The sequence below is a fragment of the Prevotella koreensis genome, assembly GCF_003977605.1.
Classification (GTDB): domain Bacteria; phylum Bacteroidota; class Bacteroidia; order Bacteroidales; family Bacteroidaceae; genus Prevotella; species Prevotella koreensis.
Genome location: NZ_RYYU01000001.1, coordinates 2,289,035 through 2,301,506, shown reverse-complemented (window position 1 = coordinate 2,301,506; position 12,472 = coordinate 2,289,035). Strand labels below are relative to the sequence as shown.

Sequence of the window (12,472 nt, the reverse complement as noted above, 5' to 3'; positions counted from 1 at the left end):
TTTACATAATATATTAATTTTTAGCATGTTATAATTCAAGTCATACTGGCAACAGATAAAACATCATGAAAAGTAATAAAAAATCATTACCTTTGATTATCAGAAAAGAACTTTTCAGGCCTGCTCTACAAAAAAAACGTTAAGTGTTATGATATTAAAAAAAATATTCGTATATTTGAAGCACGTAATTAAAAGCAATATCATTATGACCTACGAGGAAAGAGTTCCGCTTCTGCCACGTCTGTAAGTCATTAGTCCAATTAACAAAAAACCAATCGAACAAGTATGAAAAAGAAATTTAGATTATTCACAATGGCCGCCGTACTATTATCTGCATCGGCTGCCATCGCTGACGACAACTTGGTCGTTCAGTCGGCGGGCACTCATACGCCCTACCCCATTTCCAGCGTGAGAATCATCCGCTTCGGCGCAGATGGATTCTCAATCTGCCGGAATGGACAGGCAGATGTCAACTACAACTATGCTAATGTTGACAAAATCTATTTCACTCTATCAACAACCGGCTTTGAAAACATTATCGATGATGAAACTCGCATGGGCATCAGCATAGACCCTTCAGGCAGCATCATCACTGTCAATGGCATTTCAAGCGGCAATGTCAACATCTACAATTATTCCGGTATGCAAGTTAAAATTTTGCCCAACTGGCAAGGCGAACGCATCAACATTGCCGACCTGCCAAAAGGTGTGTATATCCTAAGAATCAATAACCAATCTACCAAATTCAACAAATAACCCAAAACTATGAGAAAATATATTATACTTTTAGTACTGACAGCAGTAGCATCATTTGGTTTCGCACAAGAAAGAAATGGAAACAGAATGATTGTTCACCAAAAGAGTGGAAAAAATGTAGTTTATGCAGTTGACGCAATTGACAGCATTAGTTTCAAACACGTTGAAAACTACAGTGTGCCTATGGAGGTAAAAGAAAAGTTCGCACAATCAGTTTCCATCAAGTTCAACAAGCCCGATGAGTGTCCCAAATTCTACGTTTATTACGGTAAGGCATCGGCCAACATCGGCGGTGAGAACCTGCGCGACAGCATCATTAAGAATCACCAACTTGAGCGTACAACGGAAGGCGTATTCACCATAACAGGACTGGTATATGGAACCGAGTATGATTTCTACACACTGGCCATCGACGAGTACGGCATTACATGCGGAATCGAGCACGCCAGCGCGACCACAGCGGCTTCTGCGGGTGACGACTTCGTTATCAGCATTACCGACATTACCGGCGATAACGCCAACATTTCCATCACACCGAAAGACCTTACCATGCCTTTCTATTATTGCGCAGTAACAGCAAGTGCATACGACAAAGGCATAGAGAACTACGGCAGTACGCCTGCAGCCGACCAAGCATGGTGGGCATGGATAGCCGGCATGTATGGCATGACATGGCAGGAAGTCATGAAAGGTCAGAGAAGAGACGGCGTTCAGCAATTCACACTCAAAGACGAAATCATGTCACCAATTTGGGATACCGAATATAAAGTTTATTGCTATGGCATCAACGATGACGGCGAACTGCTCACCGACTTATACCTCAAGGATTTCAGGACACCTGCTCCTGTTCCATCTGACAACCAGTTGACCATCAAGATAGAGAAAATCTATTCGGACGGTGCAGACGTAAAGATTACCACAACCAATAACGACCCATTCTTCATTGACGCGCAGCGCAAGAAGTATTTCGATGCTTATTATAATGGCGACGACGATGCTTTCATGCGCAAACTGATTAGTGATATGCAGGGTGTGAACGGACTGATATACAATGGTTCGCAGACTGTACGTGTCAATTGCCAGCAATCAGGCACAGAATATGTACTGCTTGTTTGCGGATATAATGGTGGTCCAACAACTCAACTTCACAAAATCAACTTCACCACTGAATAATCACAACCATCAAAATCTTTTCAATAGATTTTATACTTAATATCACACCGGCAGACTTGCACTATCAAGCCTGTCGGTGTTTTTTGTGGCTCGACGCTTTCCGAACGAGTAAGAAGATTATGCGAGTTGGTCAAAAAGCACAAATCCTTATTCCGAACTCACGTTAATAATAGTAAAAGATAAGTGCATTAAAAATAAATTTAGTATTTTTGCAAGACAAAAGTTATTGAGAAACAAACAAAGAAAAGCAACAGAAATGAGATACAGGATTACGGCTCCGAGCCGTATCGACACTACCATAAAACTGCCCGCAAGCAAGAGTATCAGCAACCGTGCCCTGATAATCAGTGCCCTCGCAGGCGTAAAGACAATGCCCCGAAACATCAGCAACTGCGACGATACAGAGGTGATTGTGAGAGCATTGCACGACAATCCATACGAGATAGACATCAAAGCGGCCGGAACGGCAATGCGGTTTATGACCGCTTATCTCGCCGTAACACCCGGAGAGCATGTAATAACCGGCACCGAACGGATGAAACATCGCCCGATAAAGGTGCTCGTGGACGCACTGAGATACCTCGGAGCCGACATAGAATATATCGGAGAAGAAGGATTTCCGCCGCTGAAGATACGTGGAAAGGCACTCGACGGAGGCAGTATAGAGATTCCGGGCGATGTCAGTTCGCAGTACGTATCGGCACTGCTGATGATTGCACCGATGCTGAACGGCGGTCTCGAACTGCATCTCACGGGCAACATAATATCGCGCCCCTACATCGACCTTACAATCCACACGATGCACGACTATGGCGCACGTGTGGAATGGACAGATGTTGACACTATCGTAACCGAACCGACAGGATACCGAGAGCGTGAGTTTATCATCGAGAACGATTGGAGCGGAGCGTCTTATTGGTACGAGACATTGGCACTCATGGGCGACCGCGAGAGCAGCATACGCTTACCCGGACTCATCGACTCGTCGCGACAGGGCGACTCCGGAGTGAGGTATCTTTTCTCGATGCTCGGCGTGAAGACATCGTTTGAGGATGGTATAAAGACCAAACCTACAACGGTAACACTGAAAGCCATGCGCTCCATGCTGCCGAAACTCGACTTCGATTTCTCCGGACAGCCCGACCTCACGCAGACACTCGTGGTTACATGTGCGGCAATGGACATTCCGTTCCACTTCACCGGACTGGCAACACTACGCATCAAGGAGAGTGATCGCATCGAAGTTCTGAAACGGGAGATGAGAAAATTGGGATTTGTAATAAGAGAGGAGAACAACTCCGAACTGCTTTGGGACGGCGAACAATGCGAAGCAACGATGGAACCAATCGACACATACGAAGACCATCGCATGGCAATGGCATTCGCTCCGGCTGCCGTGAAGTTTCCCGGACTGCGAATAAACAACCCGGAGGTGGTTACAAAGAGTTATCCCAACTTCTGGAAAGACCTGCAACAAGCCGGTTTTAAGATTGAAGAGGAAGAATAGAAAGCCCACTGCGGCTTTCCTACAACAAGGATTAAGAAGAACAAAATGCTATATCTCGCTATAGGAATTATCGCCTTGGGCGTATTCGCAGCAATTCTCGGACTGCTCTCACACAATAAAGACGGTGATTCCGACGTTATTAATAGTGGTTCGCCATCTTGCACCACGTGCAGCGGTGAAGACACCCGGTGCGAACAGGAGTGCATGATGGATGCTGCCACAAAACCTGTGGAATACTTCGATGATGAGGAACTCGACGCTTTTCAACGCCGACCGTCAGACCGTTACGAGGACGATGAGGCCGAGCAGTTCCGCGAAGTGCTCTACACGATGCGACCCTCGGAGGTGAAAGACTGGTGTCGGAGCCTCACGCTTCGCGACATAAGCCTGCCCGACCAAGTGAAAGACGAGGTACTGCTGATTGTCGGCGAGGGATAAAGAATAACTATTATGAAGTTCAAGGAGTCATACTTCGCCGTAGCCATCGTGGCAATATTGCTGCTCGCAGCCTGTTCAACGCAGAAGAACACGTCATCTAGCAGATGGTGGCACTCGTTCAATGCCCGCTATAATACTTATTATAACGGGTCTATGGCGTATATAGATGCTTCGCTGGAGAAGGAGAACGGCAACAAAGACAACTTCACCGAGCGTATTCCTTTATACACGGTAGGCAACAAAGCGAGTCGTGACTTGGGCAAAGGAAACTACGAACGTGCCATAGAAAAGGCACAGAAAGCAATAAAACAGCATAGCATAAAGCGCAGACCGGAGTGGAACAAAAAGCGCAAAAAAACCGAACGCGACAGAGAATGGCTGAGCCGACGCGAGTATAACCCATTCCTGTGGAAGGCGTGGATGCTGATGGGACGCTCGCAATTCTACAAAGGCGACTTCGACGAGGCTGCCTCAACATTCTCTTACATGAGTCGTCTGTATGCCACGCAGCCTGCCATTGCGGGCAAGGCACGTGCTTGGCTGGCAAAGTGTTACATAGAACAGAACTTCATGTATGATGCCGAGGACGTTATTGCAAAGATGCGACGCGACTCGATGGATTGGCGTGCGGTGAAGGAGTGGGACTACACCTTTGCCGACTATTACATTCACACCAATCGTATCGAGGAGGCTATACCATACCTGCGCAAGGTGATACGCCATGAGATGCGTCGCAAACAGAAAGCCAGAGAGTGGTATCTCATGGGACAGTTGCAGGCCGAACTCGGTCATAACGACCTCGCATACAATGCTTTCAAGCACGTAATAAAACTTAATCCGCCTTACGAACTTGAGTTCAACGCACGCATAGCGATGACGGAGGTGATGGCAGCCGGAAAATCAAAGCAGATGATAGGCCGACTGAAACGCATGGCCGCATCTGACAACAACAAAGAATATCTCGACCAAGTGTATTACGCAATGGGCAATATCTACCTGCACCAACGCGACACCACAAAGGCCATCGAGGCATACGAGCAGGGAAACAAGAAAACTACACGTGCCGGAGTTGAGAAAGGTGTGCTGCTGCTGAAACTCGGAGACCTATACTGGGCACGTGAGAAATTCAGTGACGCGAGACGCTGTTACGGCGAAGCGATAGGTCTGCTCGACAAAGACCGCAAGGACTATGAGGCTCTGTCATACCGCTCGAAGGTGCTCGACGAACTCGTTCCGTTCACCGATGCAGTGTATCTTCAAGACTCTTTGCAGGCATTGGCAAAGATGCCGGAGGCCGATCGCAATGCTGCAATCGACCGTGTGATAGACGCTTTGAAGAAGAAAGAGAAGGAAGAACGACTCGCACAGGCAGAACAGGAGGCGCAGCAACAGCAGGCCGAGAACCAAGGAAGCATGGGAGGCAACGACCTAAGAACGCAGACGCAACAGCAAACACAGAAAGGATTGTGGTATTTCTACAACCAAATGGCGGTGAATCAGGGTAAAGCGGCGTTCCAGAAAATATGGGGACGGCGTGAGAACGTTGACAACTGGCAACGCGTTAACCGCACCGTTGTGGCGCAACAAGACTATTCGCAGTTATCGGCCGAGCAACGCGATTCGATAATGGCTGCCGAAGCATTGCAAGACTCGATAGACAACAGATTGGACAGTGCACAGAACGACCCTCACAAACGTGAGTATTACCTCGCGCAGATACCGTTCACAGACGAGCAGATTCAGGCAAGCAACCTCATAATAGAGGACGGACTGTATCACGCCGGAGTGATTTTCAAGGACAAACTCGACTTCCTGAAACAGAGCGAGAAGCATCTCGTAAGACTCGAAAATCATTATCCTGAATACGAGCACATGGACGATGCTCTATATCATTTGTATCTGCTCTACCGGCGCATGGGCATGGACGGAGTGGCAGAGTCGTATCTCGACAAACTCAAGTCGAATCATCCCAAGAGCCAATGGACTGCCATTCTTTCCGACCCTCACTTCATTGAGAACGCTCGTTTCGGAACAATGATTGAAGACTCGCTATACGCTGCCACCTACGAAGCATTCAAAGCAAACCGCATCAGAGAAGTGAAAAATAACGCAGAGACTTCCAAGTCGCGCTTCCCGATGGGTGCTAATCGCGATAAGTTCGTCTTCATCAGCGGTCTGAGTAAACTCAACGACGGTGATGCCGATGGCTGTCTGGCCGACATGAATGATGTGGTGAAGAATTATCCGAGCAGCCGTATAAGCGAAATAGCAGGCATGATAATCAACGGAGTGAACGCCGGCAAGAAACTGCGTGGCGGAAAATTCGACATCGGAGACGTATGGGAACGCCGAAACATAGTGCTGAACGACAGCGACTCGATACAGGCACGCAAGTTCGTTGCCGACCGACTGTCACCACATATCTTCATGTTCGTATATCATCCGGATTCTGTCCAAGAGAACAAACTAATATTCGAAATGGCGCGTTACAACTTCACCAACTTCTTGGTGCGTAACTTCGACATCAACATAGACGACTTCGACGGTCTCCACCGTATGCAGATATCAGGTTTCCGCAATTACGACGAGGTGCTGCAATATGCCCGTATTCTCTACAAACAGGAACACATCATGAGACTGACGAAGAAAGCACGAGGCATAATAATCAGCGAAGCAAACCTGCCATTGCTCGGAACTCACTTCAGTCATAAGGACTACGACAATTTCTACGACAAGCATTTCGCACCGCTTAAACCTTCTACTCTGCAACTGCTTACCGAGCCTGCCGAGATAGAATATGAACAACCGGAAAAACAAAGCACACAGCCGGAAAACGATGATAACGTATATGGCAACACTGAAGACAACGGAGTGGTAATAGATGCCGCACCGGAGAACACCGTGGTTGTGCCGGAAGAAAAGACAACAATACCCGAAGAGCAGGAAACTCTGCCGGAAACAATCGTGCCTGCAGAACCGGAAAAGAATGTCGAAGAGCCGGAAAAGAATGTCGAAGAACCCGCAACTCCCACCGTTACGGAAACTGAAACGGTGAAAGAAGAACCTTCAGAACCTACCGTTACGGAAACGGAGGTGCTTGATGAAGAACCCGCAACACCGACCGTTACAGAATCGGAAGTGATTGTAGAGGAACCGAAGAAACCGACTCCCACAACAGTAACAAAACCGAATGAGCCGCAAAAGCCCGAACCCACAGAACCGGAACAACCCGAAACAGAGGATCCGGATGACGAGGGCATATACTTCTATGACGAAGAAGTGATTGAGAACAACAATCCAAAGAACAATAATAATAACAATAACAACAAAAAAGTTATCGACATTGAGGACGAATACTACGACCTCGATGGTTTCTAAACAACAGATATGAGTAACGGACTTCTGCTTTGGGTTGACGACGAGATGGAACTTCTCCGCGCCCATATAATATTCTTAGAAAAGAAAGGTTACGACGTGGTTACGGCCACAAACGGAACCGATGCAATAGAACAGTGCAGCCAGCGCACATTCGACCTCATCTTGCTCGACGAGATGATGCCGGGTCTTAGCGGACTTGAAACGCTTCAGAAACTGAAAGAGATACAGCCGGCAACACCTGTGGTGATGGTGACAAAGAGCGAAGAGGAGGACATTATGAACCAAGCCATAGGCTCCAAGATTGCCGACTATCTCATCAAACCGGTCAATCCGGTGCAGATATTGCTCACACTGAAGAAAAACATACACCGAAGGGAGATTGTGGCGGAGGTGACACAGAGCGGTTATCAGCAAGATTTTCAAGACATATCGATGCAGATTGCCGACTGTCGCACGGTCGAAGACTGGACAAATGTTTACAAGAGACTCGTTCACTGGGAACTGGAACTGACAGGAACAGATACCAACATGAACGGGATATTGCAGATGCAGAAAGAAGAAGCCAATAATGGTTTCGCCAAGTTCATAAAGAACAACTATCTCGCATGGGTTAATCCGAAGACCATGCAGACCGTAGAACGACCCACAATGAGTCCGGACATCTTCAGGAAAAAGATTTTCCCGTTGTTGTCAAAGGGTGAGAAGGTGTTTCTGATAGTGATTGACAACTTCCGTTACGACCAGTGGCGGGTGCTCGCTCAGGAAATAGGCGACATGTTCGACATCGAAGAAGACACCTATTTCAGCATTCTTCCCACTGTCACACAGTATGCCCGCAACTCCATTTTCAGCGGCTTGATGCCGACACAGATTGCCGAAATGTTCCCACATCTGTGGGTGGATGAAGACGAGGCAGAGGGCAAGAACCTCAACGAGGAACCTCTTGTAAGGACACAGATAGAACGATACCGCCGTCACGACACGTTCTCCTACCACAAGATAAACGACTCTTCGGCTGCCGAACGATTCCTCGGACAGTTCAATCAGATAAAACAGAACGACCTCAACATTGTGGTAATCAATTTCATCGACATGCTGAGCCACGCGCGTACGGAATCCAAGATGGTGCGCGAACTTGCCAATAACGAGTCGGCATATCGTTCGATAACGCTAAGTTGGTTCCGCCATTCGGTAATGTCAGAACTGCTGAAAGCACTCGCACAGTCTGACCACACTGTGCTGGTGACAACCGATCATGGCAGTATCAGGGTCAACCGACCGGTGAAAATAATAGGAGACCGCAACACGAACACCAATCTGCGGTATAAGTTAGGCAAGAATCTCGCCTACAATCCCAAGGAGGTGTTCACAATAAAGAACCCTCGTCAGGCACAACTTCCGACTCCCAACCTCAGCACCTCTTACGTGTTCGCCACCGGCAACTCGTTCCTCGCATATCCGAACAACTACAACTACTACGTATCCTACTACAAAGATACGTTCCAGCATGGCGGAATCTCTATGGAGGAGATGATTATACCGTTCGTCACACTGCGCGGAAGAAAGCGGAAACTATAATAATAAAAATCAAGGAATTTAAGGAATAATGGAAATAAGAATCAATAATATTGACGACATAGCGCGTGCGGCGCGCCGGTTCATCGACAATATGCCGCAGGGAAAGGTGTTCGCATTCTACGGAAAAATGGGTGCAGGAAAGACCACTTTCATAAAAGCGATATGTGAAGAACTTGGAGTGAAAGACGTTATAACATCTCCCACATTCGCCATTGTGAACGAATATGAAGGCGATGGGAACTCCACCATCTACCACTTCGACTTTTACCGCATAAAGAAACTTGACGAGGTTTATGACATGGGATATGAAGAATACTTCTTCAGTGGCAATCCGTGCTTCATAGAATGGCCGGAACTGATAGAAGACCTCCTGCCCGAAGATGTCACAAAGGTCACTATCGAAGAAGCGGAAGACGGCTCTCGACTTGTCACTTTCTGACACTTTGGACGATGAAAGTATTTTCAACGGTTATAGGAGACGGCTGCAGGGAATTCATGCCTGAGCCGGCCACAGATACAGTTCCGGTAATACTCTTTGAAATTACGATATGTCCCGAAATGATAGCATAACTCTCAGAAAGTCGTCCCTTACGATTTCCGCAACGTTTACCATTGCTATTATAGGAAGGTAAACATAGGTTTTTTACTCAGTTCAACATTCAAATTATTGTCAAACTCATCAATAATACGGAATTACGGACTTACTACATGCTACCATGTATTTGCGGATGCTTCACGGCAACAACAGAAAACAGCATCGGTATCTCGCCATTCTTTCCTGCGATTTTGAACGTTCCGTTCTTTTCAACTGTCATATTCCCAAATAGGTTGAAAGGCGAGTAATCATACTCTCCGAAAGACTTTATCTGCAAACCATTACAGAGCAAACCATTCAGCACTACAGCCAGCCCGTGATTCCACGTAACGGTCTTTTGCCGATTGTCATTTTCCGAATCTGTGTAGGTTGCTTCTTCCACAACGTAAGGTTCTTTGCGCGAATAAGCATATCGGACTTGAGAAAAATCTTCATTGAACATCCATAATACGGGGTGAAATTCCACTATAACGAACTTTCCGGCATCTTTCAGCATTTGTGAAATTACATGTCCCCATTGGGTTAAGTCGGGCAACCAATTAACAACACCGTAAGATGTATATACAATATCAAACTGTTGTCCTTGCAGCACGGCAGGTGCATCGTAGATGTTGCAGCAGCAGAATTGTGCATTCAGCTCCAATTCCTCGTTCAACGACCTCGCTGTTTTTATAGCTTCTTCTGAGAAATCTACCCCCACAACATTGGCTCCCATCTTTGATAAGGAAAGCGTATCCATACCGAAATGACATTGAAGATGGAGAATAGACTTTCCCCGAACGTCTCCCAGCAAAGACAAATCCAAGTCGGGAACAGACTTTACCTCTCTTTTGAACTTGTCCAAATCGTAAAATGAGGAATGCAGGTGTATCTTTGTTCTTGCATTCCACGCTTCCTTATTTATCTTATAATAATCTTCCATCGTTTGTTCATTGTTGATTTACTATTCATCTTTCCTTTTTGCCGTTACTTTCGCCACGGTTTGCCACTCGCCTTTTTCATTTATTCGTTCTTTTCTCCACAGAAAAGAGGAAGTAGTTATATTGGAGAATACATATCTCATCTTCTCTGTCGTGTTTTCGGTCAGGATGATATCTTCATCAACCTTACGAGCTGTCAATCGGATAGCCTCGCCCATACAACCGTAGAAAATATCCCATTCCATCGTTTTAGGGTTGTAAATGCGAAGTGTCGTTCCATATTCGGCATCAGGCTGTTTGTTTTGTAAACGCTCCACACGGGAGGGAACGATGAAAAGGTCTTGCACTGCCGTACCTTCCAAGACTCGAGAAAATATCCATTCGCCTTTCACCCGTCTTGGCTTGGCATCCTCTAAATGGTCGTTCCACACAATAACCCATTCTCCTATCAAACTACCAAAGAAATCGTATTCTTCGGGAATTCGTCCGCTTCTTGCATTGCTACACAATGCGGTTATAAATTCACTCATTACTTTTTATTCCTTATTTTTCGGTAGTTTTTGCGAAGTTTGCTCTATCTTTCTCTCGTCTCGCGTAACCTTGCGTTCCAGTTTCTTAATATCTTCTGCGGGTGGAAGTTCTTCAGGCTTTATACCACGCTGCCCCAACATATCGCGCACACTTTGGTTGTTCTGTATGTGTTCCTTAGTAATGGGCTGTTCTCCTTGCAGGTCTTTATTTTCTACGTTGTAATTGGTCATTTCCGTAGCAAGGTTCTTGGCGGCTACGGTAAGTGTGGGCAGAAAGTCTGCCAACGGCCTGTTGGATTTTACGCCCAGTCGGTTCTTCATATCTTCGGTGGTGTGTCCCCCGAAGAGAACTGTGTCGCCTTTGGAGCGTATGCGCCCGAAGCCTTTGTCGTCAACGCCTCGCTGGTATATGTTCTGTGACAATTGTTTTTCTGCCATTCTTAATTTATCGCGGGTTTCTAAGCGAGACAGCAGGTTTAGTCGTTCTTCTATTAATTCTGCTTTTCGTGTTTGTACGGCAAAGTAGCTTTGAGCGAAGGCAATTTCTTCTTTCTTTGGGTCGCCGTTTTGAGCGATGAGGTAGCAGGCATAGCGGGTAAGCATAAAGTCGGATACTTCTCGCTTGGCTCCACTACCTAATTCGACCATTTTCGTGACCTCACGAAAATGGTCATCAACGTTGATACCTTGCGCTTTACACGAATCTACTGCCCGTCGTATGGCAACGAGAAAGTTCTCCCAGCGCGCATAGCCCAATATCGTTTGCAGTTCGCGTGCAAACCACACTTCTACTTGTTCTTTTGCATCGTCGCTTTCAATATATCGAACGATGCTGTCGAACGATGATTTGTATTGTAATATGCTATTTTTGTCCATTGTCTTTTTTCTGCTTTATTTTCTGCTTGGACTATTTTATCAATCATTTCAATTTTAAAAGTATAGTTAAATCCATCTTGCTGTGCACCCTCTCGAAATTGTCTTATAGGACTTTTCAAAAAGTCTTATAAGACAATTTTAATTCTCTTATAAGACAATTTTGGCCTTTTGCTAAGTATTGATTATCAATGAGTTGTAAAACTGCATTTTTAAGCCTTGAAAACGGTGTTCCCGACACATGGAAAATATCCTTTTCGTATGCCGGAAACACGCTTTTCGTGGAGGCATTACGATGCTGCCGGCATGCTATTTTGCGTTTACAATATCTTCCTGCGGGCCGAAGTCGAGATTTCGGATATCGAAAGAATCACGCATGACCGTACTCTTGGTAAACTGCACGTTCACCTGCTTGATGAGTTTCGCTCCCATTCCCTTGGCTTCGTCCGCCGTTAGCGCGCCCTCCGCCTTGATGGTGAGACGGAACGAACCTATGTCGCCCAAACGCACGGTATTGCCGTTCTCCAAGGCCTCGATAACTTCGTACTGTAAGGCGTCCAACACAGCTTTCACGTCAGCACTCGACACGGTGGAGCGTTTCTCTATCCGCTTTATGATTTGTGCCAGCGTTACCGGTGTGGTCGGTGCCGCCTGTGGATAATACTTCACCGTCCTATTCAACGGATTTTTCTTTGCTTGAATTACGTACTTTATCATATCACTT

Annotated in this window: 11 protein-coding genes and 1 pseudogene; 7 read left to right on the top strand and 5 right to left on the bottom strand. The window is 46.4% G+C overall.

Going from position 1 to position 12,472, the window contains the following annotated elements:
* Positions 1-285: 285 nt before the first annotated feature.
* The 7 genes from EHV08_RS09855 (at position 286) to tsaE (ending at position 9,269) form a co-directional block, all read left to right on the top strand.
* Positions 286-756 carry a T9SS type A sorting domain-containing protein gene (locus tag EHV08_RS09855; protein ID WP_126679116.1) on the top strand — a complete coding sequence of 157 codons (471 nt, stop codon included), beginning with the start codon at positions 286-288 and terminating at the stop codon, positions 754-756.
* A gap of 9 nt (positions 757-765) precedes the next feature.
* Positions 766-1,929, top strand: a complete 1,164-nt coding sequence (locus EHV08_RS09850) for a hypothetical protein (protein WP_126679115.1) — start codon at positions 766-768, stop codon at positions 1,927-1,929.
* 256 nt (positions 1,930-2,185) lie between these two features.
* A complete protein-coding gene (locus EHV08_RS09845) occupies positions 2,186-3,436 on the top strand; it encodes a 3-phosphoshikimate 1-carboxyvinyltransferase (RefSeq protein WP_126679114.1) in 1,251 nt (416 codons plus the stop codon).
* A gap of 45 nt (positions 3,437-3,481) precedes the next feature.
* Positions 3,482-3,874, top strand: a complete 393-nt coding sequence (locus tag EHV08_RS09840; protein ID WP_126679113.1) for a hypothetical protein — start codon at positions 3,482-3,484, stop codon at positions 3,872-3,874.
* A 12-nt stretch (positions 3,875-3,886) separates the two neighbouring features.
* Positions 3,887-7,252, top strand: coding sequence for a type IX secretion system periplasmic lipoprotein PorW/SprE (gene porW / locus EHV08_RS09835; protein WP_126679112.1), 3,366 nt, complete (start codon positions 3,887-3,889; stop codon positions 7,250-7,252).
* Between the two features lie 9 nt (positions 7,253-7,261).
* Positions 7,262-8,830, top strand: a complete 1,569-nt coding sequence (gene porX / locus EHV08_RS09830) for a T9SS response regulator signal transducer PorX (RefSeq protein ID WP_126679111.1) — start codon at positions 7,262-7,264, stop codon at positions 8,828-8,830.
* Positions 8,831-8,858: 28 nt separating this feature from the next.
* Complete coding sequence (gene tsaE / locus EHV08_RS09825; RefSeq protein WP_126679110.1) at positions 8,859-9,269, top strand: tRNA (adenosine(37)-N6)-threonylcarbamoyltransferase complex ATPase subunit type 1 TsaE; 411 nt, start codon at positions 8,859-8,861, stop codon at positions 9,267-9,269.
* 26 nt (positions 9,270-9,295) lie between these two features.
* Here tsaE and EHV08_RS11740 read toward each other — a convergent pair.
* The 5 genes and pseudogenes from EHV08_RS11740 to EHV08_RS09800 form a co-directional block, all read right to left on the bottom strand.
* Positions 9,296-9,517 (bottom strand): annotated as a pseudogene (locus tag EHV08_RS11740) (IS982 family transposase); the annotation flags it as partial.
* Positions 9,518-9,534: 17 nt separating this feature from the next.
* A complete protein-coding gene (locus tag EHV08_RS09815) occupies positions 9,535-10,347 on the bottom strand; it encodes a class I SAM-dependent methyltransferase (protein ID WP_126679109.1) in 813 nt (270 codons plus the stop codon).
* A gap of 21 nt (positions 10,348-10,368) precedes the next feature.
* The gene (locus EHV08_RS09810) at positions 10,369-10,875 is read right to left on the bottom strand and encodes a hypothetical protein (RefSeq protein ID WP_126679108.1); all 507 of its coding nucleotides are present in this window, start codon (positions 10,873-10,875) and stop codon (positions 10,369-10,371) included.
* 6 nt (positions 10,876-10,881) lie between these two features.
* Complete coding sequence (gene dinD, locus EHV08_RS09805) at positions 10,882-11,751, bottom strand: DNA damage-inducible protein D (RefSeq protein WP_126679107.1); 870 nt, start codon at positions 11,749-11,751, stop codon at positions 10,882-10,884.
* A 306-nt stretch (positions 11,752-12,057) separates the two neighbouring features.
* Positions 12,058-12,465, bottom strand: a complete 408-nt coding sequence (locus EHV08_RS09800) for an HU family DNA-binding protein (RefSeq protein WP_126679106.1) — start codon at positions 12,463-12,465, stop codon at positions 12,058-12,060.
* Between the last annotated feature and the right edge of the window lie 7 nt (positions 12,466-12,472).